General features: G+C 66.6%; 9 protein-coding genes. 3 read left to right on the top strand and 6 right to left on the bottom strand.

The window, feature by feature from the left end:
- Nucleotides 1–29: 29 nt before the first annotated feature.
- Entirely contained in the window at nucleotides 30–3,194 is a 3,165-nt protein-coding gene (locus tag V0R59_RS03885) for a transglycosylase domain-containing protein (protein ID WP_330073463.1), read from the bottom strand.
- 431 nt (nucleotides 3,195–3,625) lie between these two features.
- Here V0R59_RS03885 and V0R59_RS03880 point away from each other — a divergent pair, with 431 nt between their 5' ends.
- A complete protein-coding gene (locus V0R59_RS03880; protein WP_330073464.1) occupies nucleotides 3,626–5,044 on the top strand; it encodes an amino acid permease in 1,419 nt (472 codons plus the stop codon).
- Between the two features lie 114 nt (nucleotides 5,045–5,158).
- Here the strand turns inward: V0R59_RS03880 and V0R59_RS03875 are convergent, their stop codons facing one another.
- From V0R59_RS03875 to V0R59_RS03865, 3 genes are all read right to left on the bottom strand, one after another.
- A complete protein-coding gene (locus V0R59_RS03875; RefSeq protein WP_330073465.1) occupies nucleotides 5,159–6,283 on the bottom strand; it encodes an OpgC domain-containing protein in 1,125 nt (374 codons plus the stop codon).
- 145 nt (nucleotides 6,284–6,428) lie between these two features.
- On the bottom strand, nucleotides 6,429–8,045 hold the full coding sequence (locus V0R59_RS03870; protein ID WP_330073466.1) for an FMN-binding glutamate synthase family protein: 1,617 nt from the start codon (nucleotides 8,043–8,045) through the stop codon (nucleotides 6,429–6,431).
- Between the two features lie 66 nt (nucleotides 8,046–8,111).
- Complete coding sequence (locus V0R59_RS03865; RefSeq protein WP_330073467.1) at nucleotides 8,112–12,401, bottom strand: DEAD/DEAH box helicase; 4,290 nt, start codon at nucleotides 12,399–12,401, stop codon at nucleotides 8,112–8,114.
- A 90-nt stretch (nucleotides 12,402–12,491) separates the two neighbouring features.
- Here V0R59_RS03865 and V0R59_RS03860 point away from each other — a divergent pair, with 90 nt between their 5' ends.
- Together V0R59_RS03860 and V0R59_RS03855 are read left to right on the top strand one after the other, a co-directional pair.
- Nucleotides 12,492–12,890 carry an NUDIX hydrolase gene (locus tag V0R59_RS03860; RefSeq protein WP_330073468.1) on the top strand — a complete coding sequence of 133 codons (399 nt, stop codon included), beginning with the start codon at nucleotides 12,492–12,494 and terminating at the stop codon, nucleotides 12,888–12,890.
- A gap of 145 nt (nucleotides 12,891–13,035) precedes the next feature.
- Nucleotides 13,036–13,674, top strand: coding sequence for a LysE family translocator (locus tag V0R59_RS03855; RefSeq protein ID WP_330073469.1), 639 nt, complete (start codon nucleotides 13,036–13,038; stop codon nucleotides 13,672–13,674).
- Between the two features lie 3 nt (nucleotides 13,675–13,677).
- Here V0R59_RS03855 and metR read toward each other — a convergent pair whose 3' ends face one another.
- Together metR and V0R59_RS03845 are read right to left on the bottom strand one after the other, a co-directional pair.
- Nucleotides 13,678–14,595, bottom strand: a complete 918-nt coding sequence (gene metR, locus V0R59_RS03850) for a transcriptional regulator MetR (RefSeq protein WP_330073470.1) — start codon at nucleotides 14,593–14,595, stop codon at nucleotides 13,678–13,680.
- 134 nt (nucleotides 14,596–14,729) lie between these two features.
- Nucleotides 14,730–19,871 carry a dermonecrotic toxin domain-containing protein gene (locus tag V0R59_RS03845; RefSeq protein ID WP_330073471.1) on the bottom strand — a complete coding sequence of 1,714 codons (5,142 nt, stop codon included), beginning with the start codon at nucleotides 19,869–19,871 and terminating at the stop codon, nucleotides 14,730–14,732.
- Between the last annotated feature and the right edge of the window lie 2 nt (nucleotides 19,872–19,873).

Genomic DNA, 19,873 nt, shown 5'->3' with positions numbered 1-19,873 from the left:
GGAGATTGGCTGGACTCGAATTTTCGGGATCAGTGCGCCTGGGTCACGCTCGATCCCGGCTCCGCCGTCAGCGGCACCGCGCACTGGGTATTGCCACCCGGCTTGAGGTAGGGCAGCAGCAATGGCGCCATGCCCTTGAGCACCTGCACCGGCAGCGCCGAGGTGAACTTGAACGACTCCGCCGCCCGCCCCGGGACGAAGGCGGTGAGGGTGCCGAAGTGGTTGTCGCCGAGGAAGAACACGAAGGTGGCGGTACGGTTCAGCGAGCGCGAACCGATCAGCCGGCCACCGGCGCCGAAGCTTTCGATGCGGTTGTCGCCGGTGCCGGTCTTGCCGCCCATGGTCAGCACGGTGCCGTCGTCGAGCTTGAATGTCCCGGCCACCCGCCGCGCGGTACCGGCATCCACTACCTGCGACATGGCCCCGCGCAGGGCCCGCGCCACCTCCACGGAAAGTACCCGCTCACCGCGATCCGGATCACCGGCCAGGTTCACCTCATAGGGCGTGCCGGCGGCGAAATGCAGGGTGTCGATGCGCAGGACCGGCAGGCGCACGCCATCGTTCTGGATGATCCCCACCAGTTCCGCCAGTGCGGCAGGGCGGTCGCCGGAGCTGCCGATGGCGGTGGCCAGCGACGGCACCAGGTGGTCGAACGGATAGCCCACGCGTTTCCAGCGCGCATGGATATCGAGAAACGCCTCGACCTCCACCAGGGTGCGGATGCGGCTGTCGCGGGCGCCTTGGTGCTTGCTCTTGAACAGCCAGCCGTAGACTTCCTGGCGCTCGAAATGACTGGCCAGGGTCGCTTCCTGGAAGCTCGCGCTAGGGTGCTTGAGCAGGTAGCCGAGCAGCCACAGGTCCAGCGGGTGGGCCTTGGCGATGAAGCCCTGGTCGGGCAGGTCGTACTTGCCCGGGCCATAGGCGTAGTACAGGGCGTCGAGGCGTTCGTCGCTGAGCGGGTCCTTCTTGCCGCTGACCGGCTTGGTCACCAGGCCTTCCTTCTTCATGTGGGCGCGGACGAAGGCGTTGAAGGTGGCCTGGTCGGATTCCGGGAACAGGTAACGGTGCACCGCGGCCAGGCGGATCGGCGTGACGCGCATGCCGTCGAGGAAGGTATCGAGGCGTTCCTGGGAGGTCTTGCGCTGGTATTTCTTCCAGAAGCGCCGAAGGAAATCTGTACCCTCGCGGTCGGCGAAACGGGCCAGGTATTCCTGGCGCCGCGGTTCGGCATCGTCCTTGAGCAGCGCTGCGCTGTTGCCCGGGGCCTGGTAGGTGCTGTAGCGCACCAGGTCGCGCATCAGACGAATGAACGGCAGGTTGATGGATTCGCGCAGGGAGTCCTTCAGGGTCGGGATGCGGCCGTTGTCTTCCTTGCGGAAGTTGTTGAACACATGCAGCCCGCCACCGGTGAAGAACGCCTCGCCGGGGCTGGCGGAATACTTGCGCTCCAGGGCCGCGTCGAGCATCGCGTTGATGTCGCGGTCCTTGTTCTGGATCAGCCAGTCGATGGACCAGCGGGTGATGAAGTCCAGCTCGGCCACCGGGACCTTCTTCAGTTCCGGCACGCTCATCTTGCCGTAGCGATCGTGCAGCTCGGAGATGATTTCCAGGTAGCTGGTCAGCACCCGCAGCTTGGCGGTGGAGCCGAGCTCCAGCTTGCTGCCTTCGTTGATGTCGAACGGCTGGTCGGTGCTGTCGGTCTGCACCCGCACCCTTGAGCCGTCGGCGGTACGCTCCATCAGGGTGAAGCTGTAGCGTACCTGGGTGGTGCTGGTGGGGGTCAGCAGGCGTTCGCCGAACAGGCCCATCTTCTCGGCGAACGCCGGGTCGGCCAGATGCTTGAGGTAGTCGCTGATCTGGTTCTGCAGGTCCGATTGCAGGGTGCTGGTGGCCGACAGGTCGAGGCGGTCGAGGTCGTACAGCGGCCGGTTGAGCATGCTCGACAGGCGGCTGCGGGCGACGCTGATGCCCTTGTTGGTGACGATCGGCACGATGGTCGGCTGCGCCACCCAGTCGCGGTAGATGGCCTTGCTGGCCAGCGCGGCGTCGGCCAGCGGCTTGTCGATGATGTTGTTGGCGGCGAGCAGGCGTACATGGCTGTCGGTCAGCTCGGCCAGTTCGTTGCGGCCCTTGGCCAGGAAGTGCGAGGGCCGGCGCTGGGCGATCATCAGCGAGAGCACCTGGCGCAGGGCCAGGCCGCGGGCGGCAAGGGTCTCGGGGTCGCTGGCGCTGGAGGCCAGCAGGCGGTTGACCTCGGCGAAGTCGGCGCCGTACCAGACCCGCAGGCCCTCGGCCATGCCATGCACCTCGCCATGTCCGGGCACCGCCGACAGCGGCACGCTGTTGAGGTAGTCGCGGACGATGCGCTGGCGCGCTTCCAGGGTCTGCGGGCCGTCCTGGTAGGCGCGCACGCTGGCGGAAATCATCTGGCGGATCTTCTCGCCGCCGGACACGGTGAGGCCGTCCGGCGAGTGCCGGTATTTTTCCAGCTGGGTGGCCAGGGTGCTGCCGCCGGCCGACTGGCCGGGCAGGGCCAGGTACTTGGCGACCTGGGTATAGGCGGCCTTGGCGAAGCGCGGCCAGTCCACCGCCGGGTTGGCATTGGGGTCGTTGGGGTCGAGCAGGTCGCGGTTTTCGATGAACAGCAGGCTGTGCACGATCACCGGCGGGATCGAAGGGAAGTCGGGGTACAGGTGCTGCGGGTACTGGTACTGGTAGAGCACGCCGCCCTTGCAGTCGGTGATGCTCAGGCCGCTCTGGATCTTCTCGGTGTAGGGCACGAAGAAACCGTGGTCGACGTAGTCCATGAGCGCCGGGGAAAAGCGCGTCTGGTTGACCACCACGTAGTCCCGTTTCAGCAGGCGCGGAATGAATTCTCCCAGCGCGCTGTAGCCCAGGCGCTTGTCGAAGGGCCCTTCGCCGGGATAGACGATGGCGTCGCTCGGGCCCTTGTCCAGCGAATAGGTGAGGGTTTTCGCCAGCTTGCTGAACTCGCGGGACTGTATGGCCGAGCTTTGCATTTCCTTGTAGGCGGCATAGCCGAGCAGGGCCAGGGTGGCGAGCAGGATCAGGGCGATCAGCCACCACAGGTAGCGCAGTGGCGAGCGGCGGCGGGGTGTTGACGGCGACGGTTGTTCCGATGGCTCAGCGGGGGCCAGATTTTTTTCGTGATCCGAGTGCCACTGTGCGCCCATAGTCTTAAGCCTGATTTCGTTATTTCTCTTGCTTTGTCTGAAGCTTAGACGCTGGTCGGGAGTGGTGAAAAAATTGTTGGAAGCTGTCAGCTATTTCATAAATCGATGTAGGAAAATCTCCGATTTACAGAATTCAGGTGAACGCCCCAATTTGGTGCTGTCAGCCCCGGAATGATTGTGTTTCTGGGAAATGCCACTCCGCCAAAGGCATTCCTGCCGGGACTTCTCGCCAAATATCCGCACTTTTATAGTGAAAATTCCTGCATCTGCCTCCCTATACTGCACGCCCTTCGCTCTGCTGGCACCTTGACTGCCCGCGGACGGATTCACCCACAAGGTCGAGTCCGGCGAGGCGTCGCGTCATGCCTATCGGCGATGCGTGCGCCTGCGTGAATGCTCATATCCAATAACAAAATCTGAGGTTGTAGCTCATGCCAGTCGGCAATCCCTCCACTCACGACGGGACCGTTCAGGGCGGCCCGCTCAAACGTGAACTCGGCGAACGGCACATTCGTCTCATGGCCCTTGGCGCCTGCATCGGTGTCGGCCTGTTCCTCGGTTCGGCCAAGGCCATCGAAATGGCCGGTCCGGCCATCATGCTTTCCTACATCATCGGCGGCCTGGCGATCCTGGTGATCATGCGCGCACTCGGCGAAATGGCCGTGCACAACCCGGTGGCCGGTTCCTTCAGCCGCTACGCCCAGGATTACCTCGGCCCGCTGGCGGGCTTCCTCACAGGCTGGAACTACTGGTTCCTCTGGCTGGTGACCTGCGTCGCGGAAATCACTGCGGTGGCCATCTACATGGGCATCTGGTTCCCCGACGTCCCCCGCTGGATCTGGGCCCTTGCGGCGCTGGGCAGCATGGGCGCGGTCAACCTGGTCGCGGTGAAGGCGTTCGGCGAGTTCGAGTTCTGGTTCGCCCTGATCAAGATCGTCACCATCATCGCCATGGTCATCGGCGGTATCGGCGTGATCGCCTTTGGCTTCGGCAACGACGGCATCGCGCTGGGGATCTCCAACCTGTGGAGCAACGGCGGCTTCATGCCCAATGGCGTGACCGGCGTGCTGATGTCGCTGCAGATGGTGATGTTCGCCTACCTCGGCGTGGAGATGATCGGCCTCACCGCCGGTGAAGCGCGCAATCCGCAGAAGACCATCCCGCAGGCGATCGGCTCGGTGTTCTGGCGCATTCTGCTGTTCTACGTCGGTGCGCTGTTCGTGATCCTGTCGATCTATCCGTGGAACGGCATCGGCAGTGCCGGCAGCCCGTTCGTGATGACCTTCGAGCGACTGGGCATCAAGACCGCCGCCGGCATCATCAACTTCGTGGTCATCACTGCGGCGCTGTCGTCGTGCAACGGCGGCATCTTCAGCACCGGGCGCATGCTCTACAGCCTGGCGCAGAACGGCCAGGCGCCGGCGATGTTCGCCCGTACCGCCGGCAATGGCGTACCGCGCAACGCGCTGCTGCTGTCGATCGGCGCGTTGCTGCTGGGCGTGCTGGCCAACTACCTGGTACCGGAGAAAGTGTTTGTCTGGGTGACCTCGATCGCCACCTTCGGCGCGATCTGGACCTGGGCCATGATCCTGCTGGCGCAGTTGAAATTCCGTGCCGGGCTGAGCCCGGCGGAGCGTGATCGCCTGCAGTTCCGCATGTGGCTGTGGCCGCTAAGCTCCTACCTGGCGCTGGCGTTCCTGATCCTGGTGGTGGGCCTGATGGCGTACTTCGAGGACACCCGCGTGGCCCTGTATGTCGGGCCGGCGTTCCTGGTGGTGCTGACGGCCCTGTACTACGGGCTGAAGCTGGCGCCGAAGGATGAGGCTGCGGGGATGGTGCGTTCCGCTTAAGGGCGACTCGGTCCAGTGTGGGAGCGGGTTCACCCGCGATTGCAATAGTGGATTCACCATCGTAATCGCGGGTAAACCCGCTCCCACATGGATCAACGCAGGCCGTAGACCGAATCAGGCCGCCTGCACCGTCACCACCCGGTTCAGGCGCTTGTTCCAGTCCAGCCACAGCGCCAGCCCCATCATCAAGCCCACCCCCGCCAGCGCCGTCAGCACCTGCATCGGCCACTGGTCGTCGCCCAGCGCATTGGCCATGTCCGCCAACGGCGCCAGCAGCACGCCAAGGCAGAACACCTCCAGCGAATAGCGCCCCATCCGGCAACTCTGTTGCGCCAGCCAGCTTTCCACCCACGGCCCGCTAGGCAGCAGGCGCGCGGTGCAATAGGCGAGCGCGAGGAAGTGCAGCAAGCGCGCCGGCGACAGGTTGGTCTTGCTGATCGGATACAGCCACTCCGCCAGCACCTTGGGCATCAGCGCGTCATGCACCTCGGGCCAGCGCCAGGACAGGGCGATCGCCGCACACACCAGCAGATATCCTGCGGCCACCATGAACAACGGCTGCCGCCACAGCGGTCGCAACTCCGCTGCCTGCTCGCGCTGGGCATGGATCGCCACCGCGCCGCCCAGAATGAACAGCAACTGCCAGGCCAGCGGGTTGAAGAACCACACCCCGCCTTCCTGCGCCGCCAGGTTCCACTGGAACATCGGCGCCATCAGGTACAGCGCCACGGAAAAGCCCACCGCATACTCGGCCCGGCGCAGCAGCAACGGTAGCACCAGCGGCAAGCCCAGCAGCAGGAGGATGTACAGCGGCAGCGGGTCCATCAGGTTGGGCTTGAAGCGCAGCAGCAGTTCGTCCACCAGGGCCTGCTGTGGATTGCCGAGGAAATAGTAGAGGCCCATTTCCTGGATCATGTCGCGGGTTTCCACATGGTTGTTGGCGACGAAGACGATGCCCATCAGCAACACCAGCAGGAAGATATGCACCACGTACAGCACCCACGCCCGGCGCAGGATGCGCACGCAGGCCACCACCCAGCCATCGCGCAGCGCCACCTTGCCGTAGGCCAGCACCGCCGCGTAGCCGGCGAGGAAGACGAAGATCTCCGCGGCATCGCTGAAGCCGAAGTTGCGCACGGTGGCACTGGCCAGCGGGTTGCCGGGAATGTGGTCCCAGAAAATGAAGACCAGCGCCAGGCCCCTGTAGAAGTCGATTCGATGGTCGCGGGCGTTGGTCATGGCGGGCACTCGTGCACAGGGTCTTTCAGTAGAGGATCAGCGGCGGTGTTGCGCGGTTCCGCGCCACTGGTCGTTGCCGAACAGTGGCGCGGAGGGTGGGGATTTTTGCCGGATATTGCAAAGCGGCGATGTTACCGGATGTCTCTCAGGCGGCCTCGTCCAGCGGTTCGAAACTGTCGGCCCGGGCCATCGCCCACATGCGCTGGTAGAACTCGCCGCTGATCTCGCCACTGAGCAGTTCCCCCGGCTTGAGGAACACATGGGTCTGGGAGAACAGCTTGATCTCGGTGGCCGACATGCGCCGCACCAGGTGTTTCGCCTCCAGCTGCGACGGGTGCTCCAGACCGGCGGCGGCGAGCATCTCGGCCAGTGCCTTGAGGGTGTTGCGGTGGAAGTTGAATACCCGCTGGGCCTTGTCCGGCACCACCAGGGCGCGCTGGCGCAGGCCGTCCTGGGTGGCCACGCCGGTCGGACACTTGTTGGTGTGGCAGCTTTGCGACTGGATGCAGCCGATGGCGAACATGAAGCCGCGCGCCGCGTTGGCCCAGTCGGCGCCGATGGCCAGCACGCTGGCGATATCGAAGGCGCTGACGATCTTGCCGCTGGCCCCCAGCCTGATCTTGTCCCGCAGGTTGAGGCCGACCAGGGTGTTGTGCACGAACAGCAGGCCTTCGCGCATCGGCACGCCGATATGGTCGGTGAACTCCACCGGTGCTGCGCCAGTGCCGCCTTCCTTGCCGTCGACGACGATGAAGTCGGGGAGGATCCCGGTTTCCAGCATGGCCTTGGCGATGCCCATGAATTCCCAGGGATGGCCGAGGCAGAACTTGAAGCCCACCGGCTTGCCGCCGGACAGCTCACGCAGTTGCGCGATGAAGTGCATCATCTCGATCGGCGTGCTGAACGCGGTATGGGCCGACGGCGAGACACAGTCCTCGCCCATGCCGATGCCACGGGTCTCGGCGATCTCGCGGGTGACCTTGTGCTTGGGCAGGATGCCGCCGTGGCCGGGCTTGGCGCCCTGGCTCATCTTGATCTCGATCATGCGCACCTGCGGGCTGCGCGCCTGCTCGGCGAAGCGCTGCGGGTCGAAATGGCCGTCGGCGGTACGGCAGCCGAAGTAGCCGCTACCCAGTTCCCAGGTCAGGTCGCCGCCGTGCTCGCGGTGGTAGGGGCTGATGCTGCCCTCGCCGGTGTCATGGGCGAAATTGCCCAGTCTGGCGCCCAGGTTCAGTGCGCGGATGGCGTTGGCGCTGAGGGAGCCGAAGCTCATCGCCGAGATATTGAACACCGACGCCGAATACGGCTGGGTGCACTGCGGCCCGCCGACCGTGACGCGGAACGAGTCGGGGTCGCTCAAGGGCGCTGGGCGCATGGAATGGCTGATGAATTCGAAGCCGGACTGGTAGACATCGATCAGGGTGCCGAACGGCTTGTCCGACTGCTCGTTCTTCGCCCGGGCGTAGACCAGCGAACGCTGTGCGCGAGAGAAGGGCAGGGCGTCACTGTCGGCTTCCAGCAGGTACTGGCGGATCTCCGGGCGGATGCCTTCCACCAGGTAGCGGATGTTGCCGAGGATCGGATAGTTGCGCCGCACCGCATGGCGGGTCTGCAGCAGGTCGAACAGGCCGACCAGGCTGAGCGCGCCCGTCAGCAGGGTGAACGGCCACAGCCAGTCGTGGCGCAGGAAGGGCAGGCTGGCGAAGGTGAACAGGACGCAGGCGACGAAGAAGGCGTAGCGGCTCAGGAGTGACAGGCTCATACGGTGTCCTTGGTGGAGTCGTCGGGCAAGCCGTTAACCATATAGCGGATGGGGGCATGAGGCCAGTCAGGTGCCGCGAATCAGACGCTCGCGCAGCAGGTTTTCATCTTTCTCCGTTACCTCGGGCCAGAACTGCGCCGTCCCCGCCACCAGCGCCGCCACCGGCACCCCGTCGCGATAAAGCAGGCGATTGCCCGCCAGCGCCGGCACCTTGCTCCCGGGCAGCAGGCTGCCGCTGAGGTTGAGCGGATCGCTGCCGCTGACCAGCACCAGGCTGCCGTCCAGTGGCTGGCGCCGGACACCGCGCAGGACGGCGATGGCCTCGGGCAAGGCGAATTGCTCGCCGGCCAGTCCACTGACGAAGCGCCCGCCGCGAATCTCGCCGCGTGCCTCCAGGCGGTGGAAGGTGCGCAGCAGTTCGCGCCAGCTCGGCAGCCAGTCGGCCTCGCGCTCCAGCAGGCGCCAGAACACCACGCCGTAGCGGCGCAACAGGGTGCGGGCGATATGTTCGTGGAGCGTCTCGCGATCATCGTTGCTGCCGTTGCGACGTAACAGCGCCCAGCGCCCGGCATCGTCCATGCCGCCGAACAGCGGCCCGCGCCCACGCCGGCTGCCGTGGGCCTGGCGCTTGCTGGCCGGGGTGATCAGGGCGCGCAGGCCGGCGAAGCTGTCGGCGCTGACCAGCCCGGCGGCGACCAGCTCCTGCAAGGCGTTCTCCAGCTCGGTGGGCAGCAGGCGGGCATCGTCGCGCAGTTCATCGAAGAACAGCGCACCGTGCTGGCTCAGCGTGGCGTGGACCTTCTGCGCCCGTGGCGACAGTGCCTCGATGGCGAATGGTTGCCCCAGCCCCTGCCACAAGCCCAGCCGGCTGCGCGGCAACAACACCAGCGGCGTGCTGCGCAAGGTGCTGGCAGCGGCCTTGCCGGATGGCGCCAGGCGAGCCCAGGCAAACTTGCCGGCGCGACAGGCTTCGTCCAGCCAGCGCGGGCTGTAGTCGCCCAGCCGGGCCGGCAGCAGGTCGCTTTCCCAGGCACTGGCGGCCGCAGCGTAGCCCTCGAATTGTTCCAGCACCTCGCCCAGGGCCGCGTTGCCTTGCAGGCGGCTGGCGCTGGCCAGGTGCTGCCACTCGAACAGGAAACGCATGAAGTCCTGCAGGCTGACCGGCTCGATTTCCCGGCGCAGGCGCTTGATGGTGTAGCGATGGATACGCGCCAGCAGGTGACGTTCGCACCACTGTTCCTCGGCTTGGTCAGGGTCGAATTGGCCACGCAGCACGTAGCCCTCGCCTTCGAGGCGGGCCAGGGCCTGGTCGATCGACGCCGGGCGCAATTGCAAGGGCGTGGCGATCTGGCGCGGCGTCGAAGGGCCGAAGCCACCGAGGCGGGAGCGAACCAGTTCGAGTACCGCGTCGTCTTCCTCAACCCGCTCGTCGAAACCCGGCAAGGGCGCCAGGTCCGGTTGTAGCGCAGCCTGCGGATACACCGCGCGCAACAGGTTCAGGCGTTCGCGCGCCAGCCACAGGCCGCCATCGGCCAGTTGCAGGCGGCAGGCACGGGTGCCCTTGGCCAACTGCGCCAGCCATTCGGTCCAGCCGGGATTGGCTTCCACCTCGGCATCGGTGATCGCCGCCAGGGTCATCAGCGCCTCGTGCATCTCGTCGCTGCTGCCCGGTGTCGGCCAGGCTTCGGCGGCGACTGCCGCAATGGCATCGCGATCCAGGGCGCCAAGCGCGTCGCCGCTCTGCGGTTCGTTCCAACGCCGGTTGAGCACGGCCTGGGTGCGCCGTTCTTCCAGCGGTGCGTCGTCGAGGAAGGCATACGGGCGGGCATTGAGAATGGCCGCCGCCAGCGGCGAGGGGGCCGGCAGGTCACGGCAGACCAGGCGGATCCCGCCACTTTCGATACGCCGCAGCAGGGCCAGCCAGCCCTCGGCATCCATGGCTTCGTGCAGGCAGTCGTCGAGGGTCTGTTCCACCAGCGGGTGATCCGGCACCTCGCGCTCGCCGACGATGTTTTCCAGGCACGCCAACTGGTCGGGGAACACCGCGGCGGTCAGGTCCTCGCTGCGCATGCGCTGGATCTGCGGGGCGATGCGCTTGCCACCGGCGAAGCGCGGCAGGGCCAGGGCAACGCCGGCGTTCCAGCGCCAGCGCACGCCGAACAGCGGCGCGTCGAGCACCGCCTGGATCAGGATGTGCTCGGCGCTGGCGCTCGGCAAATAGCGCCACACCTCTTCCAGGGCAAAGCTGTGCCCGGCGGACAGTGACAGGATGATGGCGTCCTCGCTCGCCGCCGCCTGCAGTTCGAAATTGAAGGTGCGGCAGAAGCGCTTGCGCAGGGCCAGCCCCCAGGCGCGGTTGATGCGGCTGCCGAACGGCGAATGGATGATCAGCTGGGTGCCGCCGGACTCGTCGAAGAAACGCTCCATCACCAGGGTGTCCTGGGACGGCAGGGCACCGAGGACCTGGCGGGTGCGACCGAGGTAGTCGAGCAATTGTCCGGCGCTGTCCTCGCCCACGCCCAATGAGTCGGCGAGCCAGCGCAGCAGGGGTTGTTCACGGCCGCCGCTGTCTTCCAGGCGCTGGTCGATTTCCGCCTGCAGGCGCGCCACCGCGCGGGACAGGTCGTCGCTGCGCCCCGGCGCCTCGCCAAGCCAGAAGGGAATGTTCGGCGGCTGGCCCTGGGCGTCCTCGACCCGGACCCGGCCCGGCTCGACCCGCAGGATGCGATAGGACGCATTGCCCAGCTGGAAGATATCGCCGGCGATGCTCTCGACCGCAAAGTCCTCGTTGACGCTGCCGATGTTCAGGGCCTGCGGTTCCAGCACTACGGCGTAGTCGGCGTTGTCGGGAATGGTCCCGCCGCTGGTCAGGGCGGTCAGCTGGCTGCCACGGCGACCGCGCAGTTCGCCGCTGACCGCGTCGCGGTGCAGGTAGGCGCCGCGCACGCCCTGGCGGCCGCTGTAGCCTTCGGCGAGCATGCGCAGCAGGGCCTGGTAGCGTTTTTCGTCGAGCCCGGCGTAGGGCTGGGCGCGGTGGAAACAGGCGAGCAGCGCCTGTTCTGCCCAGGGCTGGCAGCTGACCTCGGCGATGATCTGCTGGGCCAGCACATCCAGCGGCGCGCGGGGAATCCGCACCTCGTCCAGCTCGCCCCGGCGCACGCAGTCGAGCAGGGCGATGCACTCGATCAGGTCGTCGCGGCTGGTGGGAAACAGGCGGCCCTTGGGCGTGCCGTCGACCTGGTGCCCGGAGCGCCCGACCCGTTGCAGGAACGCGGCGATGGAGCCCGGCGAAGCGATCTGGCAGACCAGCTCCACCTCGCCGATATCGATGCCCAGCTCCAGCGAGGCTGTGGCCACCAGCACCTGCAGTTCGCCGCGCTTGAGACGCTGCTCGGCGTCCAGCCGGGCTTCCTTGGCCAGGCTGCCGTGGTGCGCTGCCACGGCGTCGCGCCCGAGGCGTTCGCTGAGATGGCGAGCCATGCGCTCGGCCAGGCGCCGGGTGTTGACGAAGACCAGCGTGGTGCGGTGTTCGCGGGCGAGCACGGCGAGGCGGTCGTAGACCCGTTCCCAGACATCGTTGGCCATCACTGCGGCAAGGGGCTGCGGCGGCACTTCGATGCCCAGGTCACGGTGCCGGGCATGGCCGATATCGACGATGGCGCAGGCCCGTCCGGCCCCCACCAGGAACCCCGCGACCCGTTCCACCGGGCGTTGCGTCGCCGACAGGCCGATGCGCCGCAACGGTCGCCCGCAAAGGGCTTCCAGGCGCTCCAGGGTCAGGCTCAGGTGGCTGCCGCGCTTGTTGCCGGCCATGGCGTGGATCTCGTCGACGATCACCGTGTGCACCGTCTCCAGGCCCTTGCGCCCGGACGCGGAGCCGAGCAGGACGTACAGCGATTCCGGAGTGGTCACGAGGATATGCGGCGCTTGCCGGCGCATGGCCGTGCGTTCTTTCTGCGGCGTGTCGCCGGTGCGCACGGCCGTGCGGATGCGCGGCACCGGCAGGCCTTGGCGTTCCAGCTCGGCGCTGATCCCGGCCAGCGGATTCTGCAGGTTGATCTGGATATCGTTGGACAGCGCCTTGAGCGGCGAGACGTAGACCACCAGGGTTTCGTCCGGCAACTGGCCGTCGTTCGCCAAGCCCTGTTCGAAGAGTTCGTCGAGCACGGCGAGGAAGGCGGTCAGGGTCTTGCCGGAACCGGTGGGCGCGGCCACCAGCAGCGATTCGCCCTTGTGGATCAGCGGCCAGGCCCGGGCCTGGGCCGCAGTGACCGTGGCGAAGCTGCGGCGGAACCAGGCGCGCACCGCAGGGTGGAAGGCGTCCAGTACCGGATGATCGAGGGCGGGGAGGTTCATCACCTGTTTATGCGGCTGTCCGCCAATGGTTGCAAGAGGCCACTGGTCAGGTGATCCTTGCGCGTCTTTTTTCGCTTACGAGTTGCCGCCATGAGCAAGACCATCCGCATCGCCGCCGCCCTGTTGATCGACCCGCAGGGCCAGACCCTGCTGGTGCGCAAGCGCGGCACCCTGGCGTTCATGCAGCCGGGGGGCAAGATCGAGGCGGACGAGTTGCCGGTGAAGGCGCTGGCGCGGGAACTGTTCGAGGAACTGGGGCTGCGCATCGATGAGGATGAGGCCCGTTACCTCGGCAATTTCAGTGCGCCGGCGGCGAACGAGCCGGGGTTCGAGGTGGTGTGCGAGCTGTTTCGGGTGGAGACCGCCGAGACGGTGGTGCCGGCGGCGGAAATCGAGGAAGCGCTGTGGGTCGATGGTAAGAGTGCTCGGCAACTGGAACTGGCGCCATTGACCCGGGATTTGATCCTGCCACTGTATCGCGGTGACTGAGCCATTTATCGCTGGCAAGCCAGCTCCCACAGGGATCTCTGTCAACCACAGGATTTGTGTGCGACGCGAACATTGTGGGAGCTGGCTTGCCAGCGATGAGGCCCTAAAGAACAACAAACAATTCACTGCAAAGGAGTGCCCCTGAATGATTCCTCTCAACGACTGGCTGCTGTTCACCGGCGCCGCCCTGCTGATGGTCCTTACCCCCGGACCGAACATGATCTACCTGATCTCCCGCTCCATCTGCCAGGGCCGCATCGCCGGGGTCACTTCGCTGCTGGGCGTGGTCGCCGGCTTCCTGGTGCACATGACCGCCGCGGCCGTCGGCCTGACCGCCTTGTTCATGGCCGTGCCGCTGGGCTACGACATCCTGCGCTGGGCCGGCGCCGGCTACCTGCTGTGGATGGCCTGGCAAGCCGTCAAGCCAGGAGCACGCTCGCCCTTCGAGCCGCGTGAACTGGCCCCGGACTCGCCGCGCAAGCTGGTGCTGATGGGCTTCCTCACCAGCCTGCTGAACCCGAAGGTGGCGATGTTCTACCTGTCGATCCTGCCGCAGTTCATCACCCCGGAACACGGCTCGGTCCTGGCCCAGAGCCTGATCCTCGGCGTCACCCAGATCAGCGTGAGCTTTACCGTCAACCTGCTGATCGCCCTGTTCGCCGCCGGCATTTCCGCCTGGTTCATGCGCTATCCACTGTGGCTGATGCTGCAACGCTACGTGATGGGCTTCGTCCTCGCCGCCCTGGCGCTGCGCCTGGTGCAGGAGCAGCGCAAGCTGGCCTGATGCTCAGCGCACGGCGCTGACACCGTCGAGGGTGGAGAACGAGGTGTCCTTGGCGGTGAGCAGGAAGTCGCGCATGTACGGCGCATCCAGCATGTCGGTGCGCACCGCGGCGTACAGCGTGGCGAACAGGCCTTTCTCGCCCAGGCGCTTGGCCTTCACGTAGCCCCGCGAGCTGTACTCGTGCAGCGCCCAGTGCGGCATGCCGCAGACGCCGCGGCCGCTGGCGACCAGTTGCATCATCATCACCGTCAGTTCCGCCGTGCGCACCTGCGCCGGCTCGACGTCGGCCGGCTCCAGGAAGCGGGTGAAGATATCCAGGCGGTCGCGTTCCACCGGGTAGGTGATCAGGGTTTCGGTGGCCAGGTCGGTCGGCACCACGTAGGGCCGCCCCGCCAGGGCGTGCTGGTTGGCCACGGCGAGCATGGCCTCGTAGGTGAACAGCGGTACATAGGTGATCCCGGCCAGTTCCACCGGGTCGGAGGTCACCACCAGGTCGAGGTCGCCGCGGGCGAGGGCGGGCAGGGGGGCGAAGGCGAAGCCGGAGGCCAGGTCCAGCTCGACTTCCGGCCAGGCGTCGCGGAACTGGTCGATGGTCGGCATCAGCCACTGGAAGCAGCTATGGCATTCGATGGCCATGTGCAGACGGCCGGCGGTGCCGCCCACCAGCCGGGCGATATCCCGCTCGGCGCCACGCAGCAGCGGCAGGGTGGCGTCGGCCAGTTGCAGCAGGCGCAGGCCGGCGCTGGTGAAGCGGATCGGCTTGGTCTTGCGCACGAACAGCGGCATGCCCAGGCGTTCTTCCAGTTCCTTGAACTGGTGCGACAGGGCCGACTGGGTCAGGTGCAAGCGCTCGGCGGCCTCCACCAGGCTGTCGGCCTCGCGCAGGGCGTGCAGGGTTTTCAGGTGGCGGATTTCGAGCACCCGGAGTCTCCATGAGAGTAATTTGACGAAAAACGCAATGTCGTTGAGTTTGTCTCATGCAACTCGCGCTGTCGACCGCCGCAGGCCAAGGCGCCCCCGTGATGCCGTATCTCACGGCATCACGGGGGCGGTGCTCAGGCGTCGCTGGTTTGCTGGAACAGGGCGGCGAAGTGCTTTTTCGCCATCGGCTTGCCGATGTCGCCACGCCAGATCCGTTCGGAGCTTTCACCTTGCGCCAATTGCCACTGCAGGCCGAGGCGGCGCTGTTCGGCGAGCTTCAGGTGGGCCTTGGTAAAACGCTCGAAGCCGGGGGCCTGGGTCTTGTAGTGGAAGTGCGCGTACCACAGCACCCGCGGTTCACCCTGGCTCAGGTCGCGGACTTCGTATTCCTGGAGAAAGTCCGCCTCGCCCTTGATGCGTTTCGGTAGCGGGTTGAGGCTGCCGATCTTGCGCAGGTCGACGGCCTGCTGCGCGAGCAGGTAATCGAGCAGGCCTTCGCTGGGCGTCTTGCTGGCCAGCGACTGGCGGATACGCAAGGTACGCCCGTTGCTCGTCAGGTCGTCGGCTTTGCTGCGCAGGGTGGCGACCAGTTCGGCATGCGGGTTCTGTTCGGCGATGCGCTCGGCCCGCAGGCGCAGTTCGTTGGCTTCGCTGAGCAGCAGGTGTTCCAGGTTGCGCGGCAGCATGTCCTGGCTCGCGTAGCCCTGGACCTTGTCCAGGTAGGCCGGCAGCCTGTCCAGCCGCTCCCGGGCTTCGCGCAGCAGGCGGTTGATGTCCACCGGAGTTCCTGGCGCCGAGTGGCCCGGAGTGTTCAACAGGCGCCAGCGCCCGGCTTCGCCGGGTACGTAGACTTCGGTGCGGTTGTTGATGCGGTTGATGGTCATGCGCCGCTGCGATCCGCCGACCTCTTCCTCGACACCGATGAAGAACTGGTTGTCCTCGGTCTCGAAGAGCTTGCGGGCCACCGACGGACCGCGTTCGGAAGAGGGCTTGACCGCGGTTTCGGGAATCTTCTGCTTCCAGCGCTCGGCCAGGTCGCTGATCGACTCCAGGTGTTCGAGCAACGGCTCGACGAAGTCCTGGTCGAAGTAGCGCGCGTAGCTGGTGGACCAGGCCCGCAGGTTGGCGCTGTAGCGCTCGAAGGTGTCGATGCAGGCTTCGAGCATGCGCCGGCGCTGCTCGGCGTTGCTGCGCACCTGGGGCAGGTGGAACAGGTTGTTCAGGCTGCGGTCCACTTCGGCCCAGGCCTTGGCCACCGGCACTTGCAGGTAGAACCAGGATTCGTCGGTGGCGGTCTCGTAGCGGTTGATCACTTCCAGGTAGTTGCGCACCTTGAGGATGTCGCAGGTGGCCTGGTTGAAGTTGCGCCGGGCGTATTCGATGTCCGTACCGACCTTGGATTTCTGCGTGGCATTGGTGATGCGTTTGCCCCACAGCTCGATGGCGTGGGTGTAGTTGGCCACCGCCTGGAGCTTGCCGATGACCTGGACGCGCAGGACCTTGCGCCGCTTCATGATTTCCAGGTGCCTGCCAATCTCGGTGCCCGGTGTCTTGCCGGTCAGCTCGACCAGTTCGTCGATCTGGTCGAGGAGTTCCGTGGCGCTGCGCTTCACGGCGTTGAGCTCGTTGGTCAGACGGTTGACCTGCAGCCAGGCGACCCGGCTCATCAGGTCACGGGCGCGGGTGCGATTGTTGCCGGCACTGAGCTGCGCCAGCTCCTCCAGGTCCGGGTAGATCTTTTCGGCGAGATGCCGTTCGTAGGCATAGTGGTTGGTCAGTTTCTCCGCCTGCCGGTAGCGCTGCTGTTCGTCGCTCATGCGGTTGAACAGGCGTTGCTGGTCTGCCGTCTCGCGGTTGAGGCGATCCAGTTCACGCAACTGGTAATCGGTGCTGCTGCGCAAGGTGCGCATGCGGCGCAGCGCCGGATCGGTCCACCAGCGCGGCAGGCGCTCGCGGATTACCGCCGGCCACAACGGATCGAGACCGTCGGCCAGATGGCTGAGCATGCCGCCGCCACCACTGACCGGGCTGACGACGTTGACCCCGAAGAGCGCCCCATGGGTATCCCAGTGGCCGTTCTCGTCCAGGGCGATCGGCTGGCGGTAGCCCTTGCCCTGGCCGAGCAGGCGCCAGGTGTGGCGGCTGGTATCGAACGTCACCTGGTACAGGCGCCCGTGGTTGACGATGAAGTCGCCCTGTTCGAGGCGATGGACGCCGCGCAGGATGCCTTCGCTACCCGCTGGCACACCGGCCAGGGACAGGGTGCCGGGGTACTCGTAGCCGCTGAAGCGCTGCACCACGCCGGAACGGTCGCGGGGACGCAGCAGGCGCTGGCGACTCGCCTGGCGCAGGCTCGCCGGGTTGAGGCCTGCCCCGGGCAACACGTCCATCATCGCGTCGATCAGGCACATCAGCACCGACTCCAGGCTTTCCAGGGCTGCGCCGGGGTCGCCGCGCTGCAGCGCCGCGACGCCCTGGTTGGCTGCGAGCCAGCCATCGAACAGCGCCACCGCGGCACCGACGAAGGGCAGTACGCCCAGGGCCATTTTGATGTAGTTGAACACCATCCCGCTTTCCAGCGCATAGCTCTCCATGAACAGGTCGTGGCGGGAGCGCGAACTGGCGCGATGGGCGACGATCAGCCGGCCCTTGTGCGCATCGCACAGGTGACGGGCCAGGGAGGTGGTAGCGGGCCAGGCCAGGCCGATGCCGATGATGGCGTCGAACTTGCGTATGCACGCCTGGTTGAGGCGGCTGACATGGGCGGCGATGTCGCCGGCCAGTGTGCGTCCGGCCAGGTACTCGGCCATCGTGCTGTCGAAGCACAGGCGGAACACCGCCTTGCGTGCGCTTTCCAGGCTGTCGTACTGGCGCAGGAAACGCCCGTCGGGGCTGTCCGGGAGGTAGAGCAGGGTGATGCCGGTGACAGCGTCGTGAACCAGCGTGACCCCGGAGAGGCCGGCGCTGTGGCCCCCGGTGTCCTCGCCGCCGCTGGTCAGCAGCAGCGGCAGCAGGGTCGGCTGGCGGTTGTCGCGCGGGTGCGCCGTCGTGCTGTCCGCGTCGATGGCGATGTCCAGCAGTGCCTTGCCCCGGGCATCTATCCGCTGCTGGCGCAGGGCGGCCTCGGCCTGCAGGCGCAGCATCAGGCGCAGCGGGTCGAGTAGGCAGTCCTCGCGGTACCCGGCGCTGAAGGGCAACTCGCCGGGCGCGCCGGCGAAGGCCTCGATGATCTGCTGTTCGTAGCGCCCGGCCAGGTCCAGTTCGCTGACCAGGGTGCGCAGCCAGGCAGGGGTGATCGCCGCGACCAGGCGTGCCTGGTCGGCGCTGTCGCCGCCGTCGACCAGTACCTGCATGAAGCCCAGGCGCTGTTGCATCGTCTCGTCGATCTGTTGCAGGGCGAGGTCTTCCAGGCTCAGGCGGCTGCGTGCCGGGCTGGGAATGTAGACCAGCCTGACCGGGGTGCCGGGTGCGCCGGAACCGACGATAGGTTCACGTCGCTGGCTCACGCTGTCCGGCAGGTCGAGCTGGATGCGCACATCCTGTTCCAGTGCGAAGACCTTGCGCACCTGCGCCGCCACCTGCTGGCGGGCGAACTCGGCGCGGGCGGGCAGGCTGCTGGCCAGGTAGTCGCGCGAGCGCCGCATCGCAGCCAGGTAATCCTCGATCAACTGCTTGAAGTGCTGTCGGTCCCGGGCCTCGACCTGTTGCAGCCATTGCGGTGCCTGTCGCGACAACAGCAGGCTGCGCTGTTGTTCGACCAGGTGCTGGCGGGCCAGGTCCCGGGCTGCGTGGCGGGGGACCTGCAATGCGGCGACATGGCTGTTGCGCAGCTCGCGCAGCGCGGCGACGAGCACGTCGGGCGCGGCATCTTCGTGTTGCCGATGCAGCTCGCGCAGGCGTGCCTCGTAGTCTGAAAGCTGGCGTTCCAGGCTGTGGGCGAAGGCATCCTCGTCCAGGGTGAGGGCCAGCAGGCTGCGGTCATCGGCGGGCAGTTTGAAAACATCCCGCTCCAGCGCCTGGCGTGAGTCGAACGGCAGCAGGCCGCCGCCCAGGCCGGGCCAGTACAGCAGCACCGGTTGGCCGCTGGCGATCCCGCCGTCGCTGTCGCCGTGGCCGATCAGCAACAGGCCCGGGAGTTGTTGGTCATCCTGTCCATTGCGCAGGTGCAGGGTGGCGACGCTGACCGGCTCGCTGCGCTGTGCCTCGCGAGGGGCCTGCAACACCACGTCGAGCAGGGCCCGGGATGCGCTGTCGAGCAGGCCCAGTGCGTGCTGGATCTGCGCTTCGGCGAGCAAGCCGCCGAGCCGTGCCTGGTGCAAGGCCTGGCAGGCCTCGCTGGTACGGTCAGGTACCTCCGGCGCAAGCAGGGTCGAGGCGGCGACCAGGCTGTCGGCCTGGGCGCCGGCGAGGTTCGCGAGGGCGACTTGCAGGGCTTCGGGCAGCGGCGTCGTGATCTCGTCGCCGAGGGCTTCGAAGGCCGCGAGTTGTTGTTGAACCTGGCTCACGCGGGTGCTGAACGGCAGGTCGCGGTACAGGCTGCCGAAGCCTTCGGGCGTGGTCTGCGGCTCGGCACCGGCGGGCAGCGGCGGTGCTTCGGCCAGCAGCGGCGTAATGCTGCGCCAGGCATCGAAGGCCTCGGGATCTTCCTGGCGGCGCTGAAGCAGCGCATTCGTCAGGCGCTTGAAGGCGCTGTCGAGCGGCGTGGCACTGCGTTCGTAATCGATGCCGACGCAACCGGGGAGCAGGTCCTGGCGCTGCACCAGGTAGTCCTCCAGCGCCGTTTCGCTGGTGAAGACCTGAATCACCGGATGATGGGTCGGCAAATAGAGCAGGCGGTTGTGCTCCTGGTCGATCACCAGGGCTCCTGGCAGGGACAACTGGCTGCCGGATGCCAGGCGACCGTGAGGAATGCGCGCGGGCTGCTCGCCATCCAGCAGGGTATCCAGGGCCAGGCGCTGTTCGGCCTGCAGTAGGCCTTGGGCAAAGGCGCGTTCACCCGCAGCACGCAGATGCAGGCGAAGCTGGCGCGCGGCGTCGTCCTGGCGGGACAGCGCGGTGCCCGGCGCCCGCCCTTGCCAATAGGCGAGCCATTGCGAGTGGTCGTGGCCGCTGTCGGGGGCGTCGCGCAGCAGCACGAACAGGCGCTGGCGGCTGTCCTGCCAGTCCTGCGTCGCGGCGAGGAACAGGTTTTCGTCCTGGAGGACGGGGATGTCGAGTGAATGAACGAGGTCGAAGTCGACCACGTCCATGAGCGGTGTGTCCTGGGGTTCGAGCATGC

Origin of the sequence: Pseudomonas ulcerans (genome assembly GCF_036324125.1) — a bacterium.
GTDB classification, from domain to species: Bacteria; Pseudomonadota; Gammaproteobacteria; order Pseudomonadales; family Pseudomonadaceae; genus Aquipseudomonas; species Aquipseudomonas ulcerans.
This window is presented reverse-complemented; position numbering and strand designations above follow the sequence as displayed.